Origin of the sequence: Truepera radiovictrix DSM 17093 (genome assembly GCF_000092425.1) — a bacterium.
Taxonomy (GTDB): domain Bacteria; phylum Deinococcota; class Deinococci; order Deinococcales; family Trueperaceae; genus Truepera; species Truepera radiovictrix.
Map to the genome: position 1 here is coordinate 1,373,604 of NC_014221.1, position 17,193 is coordinate 1,390,796.

The 17,193-nt window shown below is 67.9% G+C and carries 17 protein-coding genes and 1 pseudogene; 8 read left to right on the forward strand and 10 right to left on the reverse strand.

What is annotated here, in order from left to right:
• Positions 1 to 16: 16 nt before the first annotated feature.
• Positions 17 to 301 (forward strand): hypothetical protein, encoded by a 285-nt coding sequence (locus TRAD_RS06360; RefSeq protein ID WP_013177772.1) that lies wholly within the window; start codon positions 17 to 19, stop codon positions 299 to 301.
• On the opposite strand, the gene mqnB is transcribed toward TRAD_RS06360, so the two are convergent.
• From mqnB to rplM, 8 genes and pseudogenes are all read right to left on the reverse strand, one after another.
• Complete coding sequence (mqnB, locus tag TRAD_RS06365) at positions 258 to 938, reverse strand: futalosine hydrolase (RefSeq protein WP_013177773.1); 681 nt, start codon at positions 936 to 938, stop codon at positions 258 to 260. The two genes, TRAD_RS06360 and mqnB, sit on opposite strands and share 44 nt — an antisense overlap.
• Entirely contained in the window at positions 923 to 1,444 is a 522-nt protein-coding gene (locus TRAD_RS06370; protein ID WP_013177774.1) for a hypothetical protein, read from the reverse strand. The genes mqnB and TRAD_RS06370 overlap by 16 nt, the downstream gene beginning before the upstream one ends.
• 193 nt (positions 1,445 to 1,637) lie before the next feature.
• Positions 1,638 to 2,582: a signal recognition particle-docking protein FtsY gene (ftsY, locus tag TRAD_RS06375; protein ID WP_013177775.1), complete on the reverse strand. Its 945-nt coding sequence runs from the start codon at positions 2,580 to 2,582 to the stop codon at positions 1,638 to 1,640.
• On the reverse strand, positions 2,582 to 4,090 hold the full coding sequence (gene gltX, locus TRAD_RS06380) for a glutamate--tRNA ligase (protein WP_013177776.1): 1,509 nt from the start codon (positions 4,088 to 4,090) through the stop codon (positions 2,582 to 2,584). The genes ftsY and gltX overlap by 1 nt, the downstream gene beginning before the upstream one ends.
• 132 nt (positions 4,091 to 4,222) lie before the next feature.
• A pseudogene (locus TRAD_RS15665) lies at positions 4,223 to 4,983 on the reverse strand (IS5 family transposase).
• A 59-nt stretch (positions 4,984 to 5,042) separates the two neighbouring features.
• The gene (locus tag TRAD_RS06385) at positions 5,043 to 5,894 is read right to left on the reverse strand and encodes an undecaprenyl-diphosphate phosphatase (RefSeq protein ID WP_013177777.1); all 852 of its coding nucleotides are present in this window, start codon (positions 5,892 to 5,894) and stop codon (positions 5,043 to 5,045) included.
• 225 nt (positions 5,895 to 6,119) lie between these two features.
• Positions 6,120 to 6,506 carry a 30S ribosomal protein S9 gene (gene rpsI, locus TRAD_RS06390; protein ID WP_013177778.1) on the reverse strand — a complete coding sequence of 129 codons (387 nt, stop codon included), beginning with the start codon at positions 6,504 to 6,506 and terminating at the stop codon, positions 6,120 to 6,122.
• Positions 6,506 to 6,928 carry a 50S ribosomal protein L13 gene (gene rplM, locus TRAD_RS06395; protein ID WP_013177779.1) on the reverse strand — a complete coding sequence of 141 codons (423 nt, stop codon included), beginning with the start codon at positions 6,926 to 6,928 and terminating at the stop codon, positions 6,506 to 6,508. Before rplM ends, rpsI begins: the two co-directional genes overlap by 1 nt.
• Positions 6,929 to 7,676: 748 nt before the next feature.
• Here rplM and TRAD_RS15150 point away from each other — a divergent pair.
• Both TRAD_RS15150 and TRAD_RS06405 read left to right on the forward strand, forming a co-directional pair.
• Positions 7,677 to 8,336, forward strand: coding sequence for a histidine phosphatase family protein (locus TRAD_RS15150; RefSeq protein WP_013177780.1), 660 nt, complete (start codon positions 7,677 to 7,679; stop codon positions 8,334 to 8,336).
• A gap of 60 nt (positions 8,337 to 8,396) precedes the next feature.
• Positions 8,397 to 8,972, forward strand: a complete 576-nt coding sequence (locus TRAD_RS06405; RefSeq protein WP_013177781.1) for a GNAT family N-acetyltransferase — start codon at positions 8,397 to 8,399, stop codon at positions 8,970 to 8,972.
• A 29-nt stretch (positions 8,973 to 9,001) separates the two neighbouring features.
• Here TRAD_RS06405 and TRAD_RS06410 read toward each other — a convergent pair whose 3' ends face one another.
• The gene (locus tag TRAD_RS06410; protein WP_013177782.1) at positions 9,002 to 9,697 is read right to left on the reverse strand and encodes a Crp/Fnr family transcriptional regulator; all 696 of its coding nucleotides are present in this window, start codon (positions 9,695 to 9,697) and stop codon (positions 9,002 to 9,004) included.
• Positions 9,698 to 9,836: 139 nt separating this feature from the next.
• Between TRAD_RS06410 and TRAD_RS06415 the strand changes: the two genes are divergently transcribed.
• From TRAD_RS06415 to TRAD_RS06435, 5 genes are all read left to right on the forward strand, one after another.
• Complete coding sequence (locus TRAD_RS06415; protein ID WP_013177783.1) at positions 9,837 to 10,547, forward strand: ABC transporter ATP-binding protein; 711 nt, start codon at positions 9,837 to 9,839, stop codon at positions 10,545 to 10,547.
• 210 nt (positions 10,548 to 10,757) lie between these two features.
• Positions 10,758 to 12,323, forward strand: coding sequence for an ABC transporter substrate-binding protein (locus TRAD_RS06420; protein ID WP_041947694.1), 1,566 nt, complete (start codon positions 10,758 to 10,760; stop codon positions 12,321 to 12,323).
• A 69-nt stretch (positions 12,324 to 12,392) separates the two neighbouring features.
• The gene (locus tag TRAD_RS06425) at positions 12,393 to 13,448 is read left to right on the forward strand and encodes an ABC transporter permease (RefSeq protein WP_013177785.1); all 1,056 of its coding nucleotides are present in this window, start codon (positions 12,393 to 12,395) and stop codon (positions 13,446 to 13,448) included.
• 42 nt (positions 13,449 to 13,490) lie between these two features.
• Positions 13,491 to 14,471 (forward strand): ABC transporter permease, encoded by a 981-nt coding sequence (locus tag TRAD_RS06430; protein WP_013177786.1) that lies wholly within the window; start codon positions 13,491 to 13,493, stop codon positions 14,469 to 14,471.
• Between the two features lie 17 nt (positions 14,472 to 14,488).
• The gene (locus TRAD_RS06435; RefSeq protein ID WP_013177787.1) at positions 14,489 to 15,859 is read left to right on the forward strand and encodes an FAD-binding oxidoreductase; all 1,371 of its coding nucleotides are present in this window, start codon (positions 14,489 to 14,491) and stop codon (positions 15,857 to 15,859) included.
• 198 nt (positions 15,860 to 16,057) lie between these two features.
• Here TRAD_RS06435 and nagA read toward each other — a convergent pair whose 3' ends face one another.
• Positions 16,058 to 17,191: an N-acetylglucosamine-6-phosphate deacetylase gene (nagA, locus tag TRAD_RS06440; protein ID WP_013177788.1), complete on the reverse strand. Its 1,134-nt coding sequence runs from the start codon at positions 17,189 to 17,191 to the stop codon at positions 16,058 to 16,060.
• Positions 17,192 to 17,193: the final 2 nt, after the last annotated feature.

Sequence of the window (17,193 nt, forward strand, 5' to 3'; positions counted from 1 at the left end):
GTGGTAGGCTGAACCCATGGGGATGCTCGAGCTCGGCCGCACGCGGTCACAAAAACGCAAGGTCAGCGTCCTCTTGACCGCTCTTCACCTGCTGGCGCTGGGGGCCCTCGTCGCCCTCTTCTGGCTTGCCGGCGGCCCCCCAGCGACGCCCCTGGGCGGAGCGCTGCTGGTCGTCGCGACGACGCTCTGGCTGCTGAGCTTTGTCCTGCTCTGCGTCAACGTCGCCTATTACGTCTTCGCTTACGTCATCCACCCCCCTAGAGGTCGAGAAACGCCTTCAGAGCGGCGTTCACGGCCCTGACGGCGCCGGGGAGGTCCCAGCGGGCCTTGTCGCGTTCGCCGACCCGGTTGCTGACGCCGCGCACCTCGGCGAAGGGCACCTTGAGAGCGGCGCAGACCTGCGCGGCGGCGGCGCCCTCCATCGACTCGATGGCGGCGCCGAAGCGCGCGTAGAGGCGCGCTGCGGCCCCAAAGCTGCCCGTGACGCACTCCGAGGTGCCGAAAAGGACGCGCGGCGCGCGCGCCGCTTCGGCGAGGGCGGCGCTCAGCGCGAGGTCGGTGGGGAAGTGGTTGAAGCGGGGTGGGGGACCCGGCAAGAGGGGGAAACCGAGCGCCTCCATGTCCTGCCAGCCGCGCTCTAGTTGCACGCCGGTGTCCATGTGCACCTCGCCGCTCGCGACCGCGACCCCCCCGAGGGGGAGGCCAGAGGCGGCGAACGCCCCGCCGACGCCGAACTGCACGACGGCCTCGGGGGCGAGCTGCTGCAGGGCCAAAGCGAGCCCGGCGGCGGTGTTGACCTTGGCGACCCCCAGGTGGGCGAGGTAGAGCCCACCCGGCAGCGCGTAGAGCTCGCCTAGCGGGAAAGGGCGCGCCCGCCAGGGGAGTGCCTTGAGCGGCGCGGCCTCGAGCGCGGTCGCCGTGATCAGGAGCGTAGACACCAGACCTCGAGACCGCTCGCCGCTAGAGCTTCACGGTTGACACGGTCGCAGCGAACACGGTTGAACAGGTAGGTGAACAGGTAGGCGCGCAGACCGCGCGCGTCCGCTTCGAACGCGAGGCGCGCGGTGAGCGCCGCGCGGGCTTCGTCGCTAGCGGCCTCGAGGATAGGAGCGCAGAGCATGCCAGCTGCGCTGAGCGTCACCATCGCGCCGACCGGCCGGTCGCGGTAGGCTACGAAGGCCTCGAGGTCTGCCCCTTGCTGCAGCGCCCGCGCGGCGGTCTGTGCCGCGGCGGCGCCGTAGGGGGGGAGGCCGTAGACGGCTGCGAGCACCTCGCCGAGGGCGCGCGCCTGTGCCCAGCTCACCTGTTCGGTGATGATCTCGCCCGCCGTCGGGGGCGCGGTGGGCGCTTCGAGGGGCTGCCAGGAAAGGCGCGCCCAGCGGGTAAAACCGGCCCCCCGCAGCGCCCCCGATAGGTCGCTCTGGGAAAGACCGGCGTCGAGCACGACCGACGCGTCTACCCCCTGCGCCGCGTAAAAGGCGGGCGCGCGGGCGACCGCGTCGGCGTCGGGGTACCAGAGGGCGTTGGCGAGGACGAAGGGGGCGAGCGTGTTGACGAGCGCGCGCCCCCTTCCGAGCGCCTCGCTGCGCTGCGCGAAGCGCTCCCAGAACCCGAACGCCAGCGCGTAGGGGGGGGGTTCAAGCAGCCGTCGGCTCCGGCATGTCGAGAAGCGCCCTGACGTAGGCCGCCGCGTCGTAGGGTTGCAGGTCTTCGGCCTTCTCCCCGACGCCGATGAACTTGATCGGCAGCCCCAACTCGCGCACGATGGGGAGCAGGATACCGCCCTTGGCGGTGCCGTCGAGTTTGGTGACGATCACGCCCGTGAGCCCGACCGCCTCGTGAAACTTCTTGGCCTGCGCGAGCCCGTTCTGGCCGGTCACCGCGTCGAGGACCAACCAGACCTCCTTGGGTTCGTCGGGGTCGGCTTTGGCGATCACCCGCTTGACCTTTTTAAGCTCTTCCATGAGGTTGTGCTTGGTGTGGAGGCGGCCAGCGGTGTCGACGAACAGGAGGTCGTAGCCGCGGGCGCGGCGCTGCTGCGCGGCGTTAAAGGCGACCGCGCCCGGGTCGGAGCCGTCGGGGCCGGTGACGGTGGGGATGCCCAGGCGCTCCCCCCAGACCTCGAGCTGCGCGGTGGCGGCGGCCCGGAAGGTGTCGCCGGCGGCGAACATCACGCGCCGACCGCGCTCGGTGTAGTACTGCCCGAGTTTGGCGATGGTGGTGGTTTTGCCGACGCCGTTGACGCCGACCACCATGACCACGCTGCCTCTCACCTCGACGGTGTGGCGCGTGACGTCGAGGGTAAAACCGACGCGCCGCAGCTTTTGGCGCATCCGGTCGGGCTCGAGCTGATCCAAAAGGGCTTTTTCGAGGGCTTCGCGAAACGAGACGCCCCGTTCGCGCTCGCGTTTGGCCTCCGCGACGACCTCGGCGGCGATCTTAGAACCCGTGTCGGCGCCGATAAGGGCGAACTCGAGGTCGTCCCACGGCATCTCCCAGACCGAGCCGAGGTCGCGCACGTCGGTCGTGAGCACGTCGCGCGTCTTGCCGAGGCCCCGTTTAAGGCGGTCGAACCACGACATTATAGGGGCGCCCCTTCGCGACTTTCATCCGCGCTGTGCGCGTCTTTGGGCGGTTTGACGGGCCTATCGTCGGGGAGCCCTTGGGTCAGCGCGGTCAGGGCGCGCCCGAGGCGCCCGAGGACCCTTTCGCGCCCGAGAAGGCTCACGACTTCGGTCATCCCCGGCGAGTGGGTTGTGCCGGTAAGCGCGGCCCGCAGCGGTTGCAACACCTTGCCCATACCGACGCTCTGCGACTGCACGTAGTCGTGGAGCAGGTCGTCGACCGAGTCCTCGTCGAAGGAGTCGAGGCGGGCAAAGGCGCGCTCGAGGTCTTCAAGGTAGGCTTGGCCGCTCTTGAGCTTTTTCTTCGCCTCGTCGGTGTAGGCGAAGTCCTCGGTGAAGAAGTAGGGGTGCTCGGCAAAGTCGCGCAGCGTCTCGGCGCGCGGCCGGAGCACTTCGAGGACGTCGAGCAGGTAGTCCTCGTCGTTCCACGAGAGGCCCGCTTCCTGCAAAAAGGGTTTAACCCGCCGCGCGAGCTCCTCGAGGGGCAGCTCGCGCAGGTAGCGCGCGTTGTAAAAGCGCAGCCGCTTGGGGTCGAAGATGGAGCCGCCTAGCGACACGCGCTCGAACGAAAAGTGCGCGATCATCTCCTCTAGGGTGAAAAACTCGCGCCCGTCGGGCATGCTCCACCCCATGGTGGCGAGGTAATTTAAAAACGCTTCGGGGAGGATGCCCTGACGGCGGTAGGACTCTAGGTTGGTGTCGTCTTTGCGTTTGCTGAGCTTTTTACCGGCGGCGTTTTTCAAGACCGGCATGTGCACCCACACCGGTTCGGGCCACCCGAACGCCCGGTAGAGCAGCACGTGAATCGGTGCGGTCGGCAGCCACTCCTCACCGCGCACCGCGTGCGTCACCCCCATGAGGTGGTCGTCGACGACCACCGCGAGGTGATAGGTCGGCAGCCCATCGCTCTTTAAGAGCACGGCGTCGGGCACCTCGCGGTTGGGGATACGAACCTCGCCGCGCAAAAGGTCACGCACGACCGTTTCCCCCTCGTCCGGGGTCACGAGGCGCACGGCGAAGGGCTCGCCGGCCGCGGCGCGGCGGTCGGACTCCTCCTTGGAGAGCGCTCGAGCGCGCCCGTCGTAACCGTGGCCGAGGCCCTTGGCCTGCAGCTCGAGGCGGATGGCCTCGAGCTCCTCGGGGGTTTCAAAGGCGCGGTAGGCTTTGCCCTCGGCGAGGAGCTGCTCGGCGTAGCGCGCGTAGAGGGCGCGCCGTTCGGACTGGCGGTAAGGGGCGTTAGGCCCCCCTTTTTCGGGGCTCTCGTCGGGTTCTAGGCCGAGCCAGCGCAGCGCCTCGTAGAGGCGGGCTTCGGCCTCCGGTCGGTAGCGCTTCTGGTCGGTATCCTCGATGCGGAGGATAAAGGTGCCCCCTTGCTGTTTGGCGAACACGTAGTCGAACAGGCTCATGTAGGCCGTGCCGACGTGGGGGTCGCCGGTCGGTGAGGGGGCGATGCGTGTGACAGTCATGGGACCTCCCAAAGTCTCTCTAGTTTAGCCCAGACCCTTAGAAGCCGCCGTTATGCGTAAGGGAAGGTGTGGCTTGTGACCCGTGGCGTCTAGAGGTGTTTTACGAGCCCCAAGCTAGGTTCTGTTGACGTTTCACCGTAGCCAGATGAGGGTAGAGGCAAAATGGAGGAAACTGAGGTAATTGCGAGCGAGCTTGTCGAAGCGCGAGAAGCAACGTCTGTAGTGTTTCAGCTTGCCAATGAAACATTCGATGAGGTGGCGTTCTTTGTAAAGCTCCGGGTCATACGCGCTGGGGTCTTTGCGATTTGACCTGGGTGGAATAACCGCTTGTGCTCCGTTCTCGGCGATAGTGGTGCGGATGTGTTCGGCGTCGTAGCCTCTGTCGCCAAGAACGAAGTCGGCTTCGTACCCCGTCAGCAAGGCCTCAGCGTGAGGTGCCTCGTGCGCTTGACCTGCCGTGAGCAAGAGACGCAAAGGATTGCCCAAAGCATCGACGGTTACGTGAATCTTGCTGCTGAACCCACCTCTGCTGTAACCGAGGGCTTGCGCTTCTTGCCCCCTTTTACTTTGGGTGCGCCCGCAGCACAAGCATGTGCGCGAATCACTGAGCTGTCAATCATTACGCTTTCCATATCGGGGTCGGCGGCAAAATGCTCGAACATCTCATGCCAGACTCCCCGCTCGCTCCAGCGGTCAAAGCGTTTGTAGACGCTGTTCCAACTGCCATACTTCTCTGGCAACAAGCGCCACTGTGCGCCGCTGCGGTCCATCCACATCACAGCCTCGATAAAGCGTTTGCACTTACGCGCTTTGCCCACATGTACCCGAGGGTGCTCGCGTAGAAACTTGAGGATTTTTCGCCACTGGTCTTGCCTGAGTTCTACCGTGCTCATACCTATTTCTAGCATCTACGCTCGTTAAAGTGTCAACAGAACCTAGGCGCCACGACCAGCTACCGCGGCGGCCCGGCGTCGACGAGCACGTCGAGGGGCTCGAGCCCGCCAAAGAGCACGAACGCGAGCACGGTAGCGCCCAGAGCGACGCGGTAGAGCACGAAAGGCAAGTAGGAGTGCGTGCTGACAAAACGCAGCAGCCAGGCGATCGAGGCGTAGCCGGTGACAAACGCGAGAAGGGTGGCGAGCAGCGTCGGTGCGAGCCCCGCGCCCCCTTCGGCGAGCGCGTCGGGGAGCTTGTAGAGCCCGGAGGTGACGACCGCCGGGATGGCGAGCAAAAAGGCGTAGCGGGCCGCGGTGGCGCGTTCGTAGCCGAGCGCGAGCCCCGCGCTAATCGTCGCCCCCGAGCGCGACACCCCCGGCACGAGCGCCAGCGCTTGCGCCAAGCCGTAGAGGAGCGCGTCGCGTACGGTGAGCTCCTCCAAACGCTTGTGGTGGCGCCCCGTGCGGTCGGCGATAAAAAGAACGACCCCGAGGCCGATGAGCGTCCCCGCGATAAGCCGCAGGTCGCGCGCCACGGTGTCGATCTGCGCCTCGAACAGCAGCCCCAGGACGCCTATGGGGAGCGTACCGACGAGGATGTACCAACCCATCCGGGCGTCTAGGCTTTGGCGGAGCGCGGGGCGAAAGAGCGAGCGCAACCACATAAGGCCGATGCGCAGCAGGTCGCGCCAGAAAAAGAGGATCACGGCCGCTTCGGTGCCGATTTGCGAAACGGCGGTAAACGCCGCACCCGGGTCCTTCCAACCGAAGAGCGCGGGGAAGATGCGCAGGTGCGCGGAGCTAGAGATCGGTAGAAACTCGGTGAGACCCTGCAAAACACCTAAAACAGCAGCCTGAAAGAGATCCATGGGGCGTCCTAAGGGGCGCGGCCCGCGAGCGCGATGTCGGCGGACGACCCGCCACGAGCGCCACCGGCCGAAGAGGGGTTGCACTTGCTACCGGTACCACCGTTGACTCTGAAGGTGGGTGCAGGGCGACGCCGTTTCGCGGGAGGGCGTCGCCAACCAGGTGCTACCCGCCAAAAAAAGAGGCTGAGCCGAAACCCAACCTCTGCGCGTCGTCTGCCGAGGGCGTTAGCGCTTGCTGTACTGCGGCGCGCGGCGCGCTTTGCGCAGGCCGTACTTTTTGCGTTCGACCTCGCGGGCGTCGCGCGTGAGGTAACCGCCGGGTTTGAGGCGCGCGCGAAACTCGGGGTTAGCGGCAACCAGCGCGCGGGCGACGCCGAGCTTGATGGCGTCGGCTTGACCGCTCGGACCGCCGCCCTTGACCGTGATCAGGGCGTCGTAGCGGCCGGCGGTGCCGGTCACTTTAAGGGGCTCGAGGGCTTGCACGCCGACCAAGATGCCGCGGAAGTAGTCCTGGAACTCCTTGCCGTTAACCACGATGCGGCCCGCACCGGGGCGCAAAAACACCCGCGCGACGGCGGCCTTGCGGCGTCCCGTACCGTAATACTGTTCCATTAAAGGCTCATCTCCTTGGGTTGCTGCGCGCTGTGGGGGTGCGTGGGACCGCTATAGACTTTGAGGCGGCGGATCATCCGGCGGCCCAGGCGGTTTTTCGGCAGCATCCCCCAGACGGCGTGCTCGAGGACGCGCTCGGGGTGTTTGGCGAGCGCCGCGCGGGCCGTGGTCTTTTTGAGGCCCCCTTGGTAGCCGCTGTAGCGGGTGTAGACCTTTTGGTCGAGCTTGTTACCCGTAAAGACCACCTTGTCGGCGTTGACGACGACGACGAAGTCGCCGCAGAGCTGGTTTGGGGTAAAGTCAGGTTTATGCTTGCCGCGCAGCACGCTAGCGATCTTCGTCGCTAGCCGCCCGACCGTCTGCCCTTCGGCGTCGACGAGCACCCAACCGTTTTGGGCGGTTTTGGGAAAGTACGTTTTCACGTTCACATCCTCTTTTGATTTGTCTTCAGGGCGCTTGGTGACGACCGGGAGAGTCGGGGCCAGCCGTTCACAAGACCAAAGGCCACTCTAGCATAGGTACGTGCGCGCCGTAAAGCCGCCCCAAAACGGCACGAGGCGCGAACGCCGCTCACAAATCTCGGGAGCGCGGTCGCCAAACCCGCCTTGCGAGGGCGCAGCCGGTCAGATGCGGCTAGCGGTCACCGCGCAGCCGCGTGGGTTTTGCGGGCCGAGCGAGCCGAAGCGCCCTCGATCGCGCTCTGGCTGACCCTAGCTGGCACACAGCGCTCGTGGGGTGCGGCGTGCTCGCGGCGCCGCAGCTCCTTGGGTGCTCGTGGTGCCTGCTGCTACGTGGTGCCCCACGAGCTGCGAGGGGGTAAACTAAAGAGGCGGGTAAAGTAAAGCTTTACATAGCTCGCCCAGCCGCCCCCTGCTAGGCTAGCGCCACGCCTCGGGGGGCACCGGGACGCTCTTGCCGGACGCTACGCCTCGTTTAAAGGTGCTGGGGGGAGGCGGAGCGCGGCGCCCTCTAATGGGGCGCAGCCAATCTTGCGGTAAAGGAGTGAGTCATGGAGGCGCCGGGGCCTCGACAGATGCACGCTATAAGCCGACGGGGGCGAAGCCGAAGTGTGGGGCGCCGACCCGTGTGGGGTGGGCAGACGGGTCGGTCGGTTGCGCCTGGAGCCGCGCGTCGCGGCTGCGCTCGCTCCCGAGCGGCGCCAAGGGCGCTGTGAAACTCTTTTTCGTCCGTCACGGCGAGACCGATTGGGCGAGCCTCGAGGCCCGCGGGGTGCGCGGTTGGGCGCGCTCGTTCGCGCCGCTTACCGCGCGCGGCAGGTTGCAGATAGACGTCATCGCGAGCGACTACCGCCTGCAGGAGGCCGAGGCGATCTTGACGTCGTCGTACGCGCGGGCGCTCGAGTCCGCCGCGCGGCTTTCACGCGCGCTCGACAAACCGCTTCACGTCGAGTACGACCTGCACGAATGGCTCCCGCAGAAGGACTCCTTGGGCGAGATGGACGACGAGATCATCCGTCACGCCAACGAGCAGCTCAGCTACTACACGGGTTTTATCCCCTTTCCCGACCGGCGCGTCTGCGCCGACCCGCACCGCCCGGCGGCTCTAGAGCGCCGCGTCCCGGTCGCCGAGCGCAGAGCGCCGCCGCCCGAAGCGCGCAGTTGGGAGAGCGTCGAAGAGGTGCGCGAGCGGGTCTTCGGGGTGTTGCGCCGTTACAGCCACCTAGAGACCCTGATCGTGGTGTCGCACGCGGTGGTCATTACCAGCATGCTCGGCGTGCAGCGCTCGGTCGACCACGCCGAGATCGTCCCGATGGAGTTCGACCTTAAGCAGCTGGGGCTGAGCGCAGCGGCCGCAAAGGTGCCCACGTAGCCACGTAGGCCGCCCCGAGCTCGGCTAGGCAGGGGGGGGTCGCGGGTGTAGAGTGGCGTCGTGAACGCCCTGGTCCTCACCGGTCCTACCGTGCGGCTCGAGCCGCTCGCCCGGGAGCACGTAGCGCCCCTGATGGCGATCGCCAAAGCCCACGCCGAACACTACCGCTACACCTCGACGCCGACGACCGACGCGGAGGCAGAGGCCTACTTCGAGCGCGCCTTTCGCGAACGCGAGGCGGGTCGGGCCTACCCCTTCGCCCTCGTGCGCGAAGGCCAGGTCGTCGGGACGAGCCGCCTCGCCGAGGTGCGTTTGGACCACCGCAACTGCGAGCTCGGGTATACCTGGCTCGCGCCCGAGGTCCAGGGGACCGGGGTCAACCCCGAGAGCAAGTACCTGCTCCTTCGCTTCGCCTTCGAGACCCTCGAGCTGCTGCGCGTCTACTTCTACACGGACACGCGCAACGTGCGTTCGCAGCGCGCGCTGGAACGCCTGGGCGCCGTCTACGAGGGCACGCTGCGCGCCGAGCGGATCATGCGCGACGGCTACCTGCGCGACACCAAGGTGTACGCGATCTTGCAGCGCGAGTGGCCGGGGGTGAAAGCGACGTTAGAGGCGCGCTTGGGGCCCTTCTAGGCTGCGCCACATCGCAACCGCCGCAGCGGCTAGCGGACGCCGTGCAGGATCTCCTCCAAGCCGTCGGGGTCTTTGATGAGCACCTCTTTGGGGCGCGTGCTGATGACCCCCTCCTCCTCGAGCGCTTTAAGCGCGCGCGTCACGGTTTCGCGGCTCGTCCCCGCGAGGCTCGCGAGCTCCTGGTGGGTCAGGCGTAAAAGGGCGTGGCCCGTCTCGCCAAAGTCGATGTGCCCCCCCCAGTAGAGGCGCAAGATGACGTAGGCGACTCGCCCCTGGGCGTCTTTGTAGGAGAGCACCTGCGCCTCGTCGCCCATCCCCCGAAGGCGTTGCGACAGGGTGTTGGCGACGTTGAGGCTGATGCTCGGGTACTCCCTTAGGAGCCGTTCGAAGTCGTCTTTAAAGAGCAAGTAGACGTGCGTCTCGCGCAAGCACACCGCCGTCGCGCTCCGCCCCCCCTCCCCCAAAAGGGCCATCTCGCCGAAGAACTCGGGGGGTTTAAGGATGGCGAGCGTTTTTTCGTGGCCCTCGAGGTCGATCTTAAAGAGCTTGACGGTGCCTTTGTGGAGGATGTAGAGCACCTCGCCGCGGTCGCCCTCGCGAAAGAGCACGGTGTCGGCGTCGAAGGTGCGGGGTTGCACGGCTTCGGAGACGATCTCGAGGGCGCGCGCGGGGGCCTTGTGAAAGAGCGGAACCTGCGCGAGGAAGGTGGGGTCAGCAGTGCGCATCGTGAGACCTCAACCGGTGACGTGTCGGTGGACGCGCGGGGCGCCCGGAGAGGGGGTCCCGAAAAGGGGAGCAGGGCGGGTCATTGCTGAAAGCCTACCATAGCGTGTGAAAAAAGATACCTTTTCGGAGCGCGGTATAGTGCGGAGCGTGAACCCACCCGCCCCGACGTACGAACCTGCGCAGGTGAGGGCGCTCGCGTGTCGCCAGCTGACCCGCACCTTCCCCACGCCGGGGGGCCCCTTACACGTCTTGCGGGGGGTCGACCTAGAGGTCGCGCCGGCGCAGATCGTCGCCATCTTGGGGCCTTCGGGCTCGGGTAAGAGCACCTTGCTGCACCTTTTGGGTGGCCTCGACCGGCCGAGCAGCGGGGTGGTGCTGTGGGGCGCGCGCGAGGTGCAGGGGTTGCCGCAGGGGGTGCTCGCGCGCGAGCGCGCCCGGACGCTCGGGCTCGTCTTTCAGCATCACTACCTGCTAGAGGACTTGACGGTGCTTGAAAACGTGACCCTGTCGGGACGCTTGCGAGGGCGCGTCGACGAGGCGCGCGGCCGCGACCTCCTGGCGCGCACGGGGCTATTAGAGCGCGCTTCGTTCCTGCCGCGGCGCCTCTCCGGCGGGGAGCGCCAGCGCGCCGCCGTCGCGCGCGCCCTCTACAACCGTCCGCGCGTCGTGCTCGCCGATGAACCGACCGGCAGCTTGGACCGCGTCAGCGCCAGAAGCGTCTACGAACTCCTCGCGCAGCTCGCCCAAGAGGAGGGGAGCGCCGTGGTGATGGTGACGCACGACGAGGGGCTCGTCGAACGGGTCGACGCCCGCTTTCGCCTGCAAGACGGGGTGCTCGTCCCCGCTTAGGGGCGCCCCAAGCCGCGCGGCGGTCTCCGCGAGCGGCCCCTGACGCCGCGGTTCGCCGCGCGGCGTGTGCTAGACTCGGTGAGCATTGGACTGCGGACGTGTGGCGCTTGGGGGTGCGGCTACCGCACCACCCCGGGGGTGGTGCGGGACCGGTAGGCGGGGGTGGGGGCCACGCGGCGCGTCGACCAGTGCAACATCCTGGAGGTCAAGGTGAAACGAGTTGTGGCGGCGTTGACGGCGTTGTTGGCGCTCGGGTCGGGGAGCGCGCAGACCCTCGTTTTCGGTCAGAGCGGCCTGCCGGTCAGCATGAACGCGGCGACCGACGGAAACTCGCTGACGGTGATGTACCAGGTGCTCGAAAACCTCGTCTTCGTCGAACCGGGGGGTACCGAGCTGATGCCGGGGCTGGCGACCGCGTGGGAGAGCAACGACGAGGGGACGGTCTGGACCTTTACCCTGCGCGAAGGGGTGACCTTCCACGACGGCACCCCCTTTAACGCCGAGGCGGCGAAATTTAACTTCGACCGCTGGAACGACCCCGAGTTCGAGTTCGGTTTCCGCGACGAAGGGGCCACCTACGAAGCGTGGGGGTACGTCTTCGGGGGCTTTTTGGGGGATGAAGCGGCCGTGCTGAGCGAGGCCAACGTCATAGGTGAGTACACCCTCGAGCTCGTGCTCACGCGCCCCATGGGCTTTCTGCCGGCGGCGCTCTCGTCGTCGTACTTCGGGATGCATAGCCCGGCGGCGATCAGGGAGGCGGGCGCCGACTACGGCACGCCGACCGTCGGCGCGGTGGGCACCGGCCCGTTCCGCTTCGTCGAGTGGGTCGACGGCTCTCAGGTCACCCTAGAGCGCTTCGAGGACTACTGGGGCGACGCGGCGGGCGTCGAACGCCTCGTGTTTCGCGGTATCGAGGACCCGACCGCGCGCTTGGCCGAGCTGCAAGCGGGGAGCATCGACATCGCCGTCAACCTCTCGCCGGACGACCGCGCGACGGTCGAAAACGACCCCAACCTCGAGGTCGTGACCGCTGAGAGCAACCTCAACGTCGGCTACCTGGCGATGCACCAGGCCAACGAACCGTTTGACGACCCCTTGGTGCGCCAAGCGGTCGCCCACGCGATCGACTGGAACGAGATCGTGGCGGCCTTTTTCGGCGAGGATGCGGTCGTCGCCACGCAGTTCGTGCCGCCCGGCCTCATCGGCCGCGACGAGAGCCTCGAGCCCTACGCTTATGACCCCGAACGCGCCCGCGAGCTGCTCGCCGAGGCGGGCTACGAGGGCGGCTTCGCGACCGAGCTCTGGTACATGCCGGTGTCGCGCCCCTACTTCCCGGCGCCCGAACCCATCGCCGCGGCGATGGCCTCGTACCTCGCGGACGTCGGGATTCAGGCGAGCTTGATGACGCAGGACTGGGGGACCTACCTCGACAGCTACCAGACCGGGGCGTTCCCCATGTACATGCTCGGTTGGAGCGCCGACTTCGCCGACCCCGACAACTTCCTCTACACCTTCTTTAGCGCCGCGCAGCAGCAGAGCGACCTGGGTTGGAACGACCCCGAGGTCGCGCAGATGCTCGAAGAGGCGCGCCAAGAGCCCGACGAGGAGGTGCGCGCGCAGCTCTACGCGGAGGTCAACCGCCGCGTCCACGAAGCCGTGCCCTCGATTCCGGTCGCGCACAACCCGGTCCTTAACGCCGTTCGCGCGGGCGTCGAGGGCTTTATGCCGAGCCCTTTGGGGAGCACAGTACCCTTTAGCACGGTGACCAAGGACTAACGTGTGAGGGTGGGCACGCCCACCCTCTAGCTTTCGCAGCCTTGTATCGTCTCGCTTCGAGGAGCTTTCGTGACGCGGTATCTTGTTCGGCGCATCTTGGGGCTTATCCCCGTGCTCGTCGGTGTCAGCTTGCTCGTGTTTACGCTGACGCGCATCGTCCCCGCCGACCCCGCACTCCTGATCCTGGGCGAGCGCGCTTCGCCCGAGGCTCGAGCGCGGCTTCAAGAGCAGCTCGGCCTTAACCGCCCGCTCTTTTTCAACCTGCAAAGGGCCCGCGAGACGGGGAACCCGGCGGCGCTCTTGGATTCCCAATATTTCGCCTTTGTCGGCGGCGCCCTCACGGGCGACTTGGGCCGCTCGTACTTTACCCGCATCGACGTGCGCGCGGGGCTCGCGCAGCGCTTTCCGGCGACCTTTGAGCTGGCGGTGGCCGCGATGCTCTTCGCGCTTTTCGTCGGTATCCCGGCGGGGGTCCTAGCGGCGCTTCACCGCGGCCGCGTGCTCGACACGGCGCTGATGCTTGGGGCGCTTTCCGGGGTGTCGTTCCCCGTCTTTTGGCTGGCGATCATCCTTATCTACGTCTTCGCTGTCAACCTAGGGTGGTTTCCGCCCTCGGGGCGCCTGGACGTCTCGCTGAGCCTGCGGCCGATCACCGGCCTGTTCGTCCTCGACGGGTTGTTGCGCGGCCGCCCGGATATCGCCTGGGACGCGCTGCGCCACCTCGTGCTGCCGGGGATCGCGCTGGGCACGATCCCCTTAGCCATCGTTGTGCGGATGACGCGGAGTGCGATGTTAGAGGTTCTCGGTCAGGACTACGTCCGCACGGCGCGCGCCAAGGGGTTGCAGCCACGCTTGGTAGTCAACAAGCACGCCCTGCGCAACGCCCTGCTACCGGTCGTGACAGTTGTCGGGCTGTCGTTCGGCAGCCTCCTGTCGGGCGCTATTCTGACCGAGACGGTGTTCTCGTGGCCGGGGATCGGGCGCTGGATCTACGACGCTATCGCCGCGCGCGACTATCCCATCATCCAAGGCGGGGTGATCTTCGTGGCCTTCGTCTTCGTCGTCGTCAACCTCCTCGTCGACCTCTCCTACGCGCTGATCGACCCGAGGATCCAGTATGCGTAGCGGCGCGCGCGGCGCGGTGGGGGCGACCAGAGGGGTGAACGCGTGAACGTCACCGATTCCGGTGGGGCGGCCGCGTCGGTGGGGGCGCTCGCGGGCCGGACGGAGCGGCGGCGCACCCGAACCCAGGAGCTGCTGCGCCGCTTTTTTCGCAACCCGACCGGCGTCACGGGGCTCGCCATCGTGGGCTTTTTCGTGCTGGCGTCGCTTTTGGCGCCCCTGCTGCACCCCTACGACCCGACCACCGACCGCAACCTGCGCCTGCGCCTTGCCCCCCCGTCGTGGACGTTGAGCGAGGAGGAGCGCGCCGAGCTGAGCCGGCGCGCGGGTCAGGAGATCACGCGCTGGTCGCTGCCCTTTGGCGCCGACGAGAACGGGCGCGACCTGTTGGTGCGGGTCTGGCACGGGGGGCGCATCAGCTTGCGGGTCGGGCTCATGGCGGTCGGCATCGCGGCGGTCATCGGGGTGCTCTTGGGGCTTCTGGCGGGGTACGTGGGCGGCTGGCTCGATACGGTGGTCGTCTGGCTGGTCGACATCCTGCTCGCTTTCCCCGGCATCTTGCTGGCGATCGCCATCGTCGCGACGCTCGGGCCGAGCCTGACAAACGCGCTCATCGCCATTTCGATCACGCAGATCCCCGCGTACGTGCGCATCACCCGCGCGGTGGTGTTGGGGCTGCGCACTTCGGAGTACGTGCAGGCGGCGCAGGCGCTGGGTTCGGGGGGCGCCCGCGTCGTCTTCCGGCACATCTTCCCGAACAGCCTCTCGCCCATCTTGGTGCAGCTCACGCTCTCGATCGGCGTGGCGATTCTGGACGTGGCCGCCCTCGGCTTTTTGGGGCTCGGGGCGCAGCCACCCAACCCCGAGTGGGGGGTGATGATCCGCGACGGCTACCGCCAATTCCTGCGGGCGCCCTGGATGAGCATCTTCCCGGGGCTGGCGATCTTCTTCTCGGTGGTCGGCTTTAACCTCTTGGGCGACGCCATCCGCGACGTGCTCGACCCGCGGCTGAAGAGTGTCTCGTAAGGCGTTGTGAGGTGACTGTGGACGCGCTTTATGATCTTTTACGACCCGACCAGGTGAGCACGAGCCCGTCCGAGCGGGCGCTGCACGCCCGTGGGGAGTCCTACGACGAGGGGGTGCTGCCCGACGCGGTGGTGTTCCCGGAATCCACCGAGGACGTCGCGCGCGTTTTGCGCTACGCCCACCAGCGCGGCGTGCCCGTGACGCCGGTGGCGGTCAACTCGAGCCTAGAAGGCCACACCGTCCCGCTGCACGGCGGCCTGTCGCTCGACCTGACCCGCATGAACCGCGTGTTGGAGTACCGCCCGCAGGACCTGTTGGCCGTCGTGCAGCCCGGCGTCACCTACCCGCAACTCAATGAGCGCGCGCGCCGCGACGGGCTCTTTTTCCCCGTGGACCCCGGCGCGCACGCCTCGCTAGGCGGGATGATCTCGACGAACGCCTCCGGTACGGCGGCGGTGCGTTACGGCGTGACGGCGGACTTCGTGCTGGCCTTGGAGGTCGTGCTGCCGACGGGTGAGGTGATCCGCACGGGCTCGAGGGCGCGCAAGTCCGCGAGCGGCTACAACCTTACAAAGCTCTTCTGCGGCGCCGAGGGCACCCTGGGCGTCATCACCGAGGCGACGGTGCGGCTCGTCGGGCTGCCCGAAGCGGCGGCCGCCGCGCGCGTGCCCTTCGCGGACGTGGAGGCGGCGACGCGCTTCGTGACCGCGCTCATCCAGGCGGGGGTGCCGGTCGCGCGCTGCGAGCTCGTCGACCCCTTGAGCATAGCGGCGGTGAACGCCCACTCGGGGACGCGCTACCCGGAGGAGATGACGGTGTTTTTAGAGTTCCACGGTAACCCCGCGGGGATCGCCGAGGAGGTCGCGCTCGCGCGCGAGCTCGCCGAGCACCACGGGGCGCTAGCGTTCGAGGCGAGCCACGACGCGGCGGCGCGCGCCGAGCTCTGGCACGCCCGCCACGGGGCCTTTTACGCCATCGTCGCCCAGAACCCCGGCAAGCGGAGCCTGATTACCGACCTCGCCGTGCCCATCTCGGCGCTGCCCGAGGCCGTGACGCGCTCGCTAGCCGCGTGCCGCGAGGCGGGCTTCTCGGCCTACCTCATCGGGCACGTCGGCGACGGCAACTTCCACCTGACCATCTTCTACGATGCGGGTGACGCGGGGCAGGCGCAGCGCGTGGCGGCGCTCGGCCACGCGCTCGTGGCGCTCGCGCTCTCGCTCGGGGGCACCTCGACGGGCGAGCACGGGGTGGGGCTGCGCAAACTGCGCTACATGGCGCGCGAACACGGCGCTGCACTGGACGTGATGCGCACCCTTAAGCGCGCGCTGGACCCGCACAACATCATGAACCCGGGCAAAAAGGTGCCGCTAGGGGAGATCGAGACGTGAGGGTGGGGCCTATGGGCTTCTACGAGGTCGTGATCCTGCTCGCGTCCCTGGGGTTGCCACCTGGGTGACGTGGGCGATCTTCACGTCGCAAAAGCACACCCTTACCCATCAACTGCTCTTTTTGCTCGTTACCTGGCTCGTCTCCCTCATCGGGCCGGTAGCGACGCTCGTCTTGCTTCGGCGACCGGTGGCGGGGGGTTAGCGGACGCGCTGGCCTGAGCGGTAGACCCTTTCAACCTCGAGCCTTTCATTCATGACCACCAGGTCGGCGCGGAGGCCGACCTCGAGCCGCCCTCTATCGCTTAGGCCTAGGTAGCGCGCGGGCGTCTCCGACAGGAGGCGGCTCGCGCGCGCCAAGGGCACCCCCGCCGCGACCGCGTGGCGCAGCGCGGCGTCCAAGGTCAGCACGCTCCCCGCGAGCGTCCCGTCCGGCAGCCGCGCCGCCCCGCCCCGCACGGTGACCCGCTGTCCGCCGAGCTCAGTCTCGCCCTCGCCGAGGCCGCACGCGCGGATGGCGTCGGTCACGAGGTGGAGCCCGCTGGGTTTGGCGGCGAGGGCCGCTCGAAAGCTCCCCGGGTGGACGTGGTGCAGGTCCAAAATGAGCTCGCTGAAGGCCGCCGCGTCCGCCAGCGCGGCCCCGACGGCGCCGGGGTCGCGCCCCGCGAGGCCCCCCATGGCGTTGTAGAGGTGGGTAAAGCCCAAGGTGCCGCCCGCCGCCCGCACGGTCTCAGCGAGCGCCGCGACCTGCTCGAACGTCGCGGCGGTGTGCCCGACGCTGACGCGCACCCCCGCCGCGGCGAAGCGCCGCGCTGCGTCGCACGCCCCGGGCAGTTCGGGGGCGAGCGTCACCACGCAGACGACGCCCGCGGCGAGCACCGCGTCCACGCGCTCCGGCGTGGGAGCGACCGCGTAGGGCGGTTGCGCCCCCAACCGCTCGGGGTTTAAAAAGGGGCCCTCGAGGTGCACCCCCGGCAGGTCGGGTAGCTCCGGGCTGGCCTCGGCGCGCACCGCCCGCACCCCCTCCAAAGCCGCCAGGACGCGCCCCCACGGGTTCGTGATGGTCGTCGGCAGGAGCGTCGTGGTGCCGTGCTGCAGGTGCAGCCTGCCGAGCGCCCGCACCCCCTCGGGGCCGTCCATGGTGTCGCCGCCGCCGCCGCCGTGGACGTGCGTGTCGATAAAACCGGGCAGGATCAGGGGGCCGGCGGCGTCACCGGTTCGCTCGAGGCGCCGGAGGTGGGTGCCAAACTCGAGCCGCCCGGGCACGACACCCTCGGGCAGCACGAGGCGTCCAGTGAGGGTCTGGAGGGGCGCGGGCTTTTGTAGGGGCGTCATGA

Excerpts from the sequence above, each read along its gene's own strand:
- ftsY (WP_013177775.1), bottom strand. The coding sequence starts at position 2,582 with ATGTCGTGGTTCGACCGCCTTAAACGGGGCCTCGGCAAGACGCGCGAC.
- TRAD_RS06360 (WP_013177772.1), top strand. The coding sequence starts at position 17 with ATGGGGATGCTCGAGCTCGGCCGCACGCGGTCACAAAAACGCAAGGTC.
- TRAD_RS06385 (WP_013177777.1), bottom strand. The coding sequence starts at position 5,894 with ATGGATCTCTTTCAGGCTGCTGTTTTAGGTGTTTTGCAGGGTCTCACC.
- gltX (WP_013177776.1), bottom strand. The coding sequence starts at position 4,090 with ATGACTGTCACACGCATCGCCCCCTCACCGACCGGCGACCCCCACGTC.
- rpsI (WP_013177778.1), bottom strand. The coding sequence starts at position 6,506 with ATGGAACAGTATTACGGTACGGGACGCCGCAAGGCCGCCGTCGCGCGG.
- TRAD_RS06410 (WP_013177782.1), bottom strand. The coding sequence starts at position 9,697 with ATGCGCACTGCTGACCCCACCTTCCTCGCGCAGGTTCCGCTCTTTCAC.
- nagA (WP_013177788.1), bottom strand. The coding sequence starts at position 17,191 with ATGACGCCCCTACAAAAGCCCGCGCCCCTCCAGACCCTCACTGGACGC.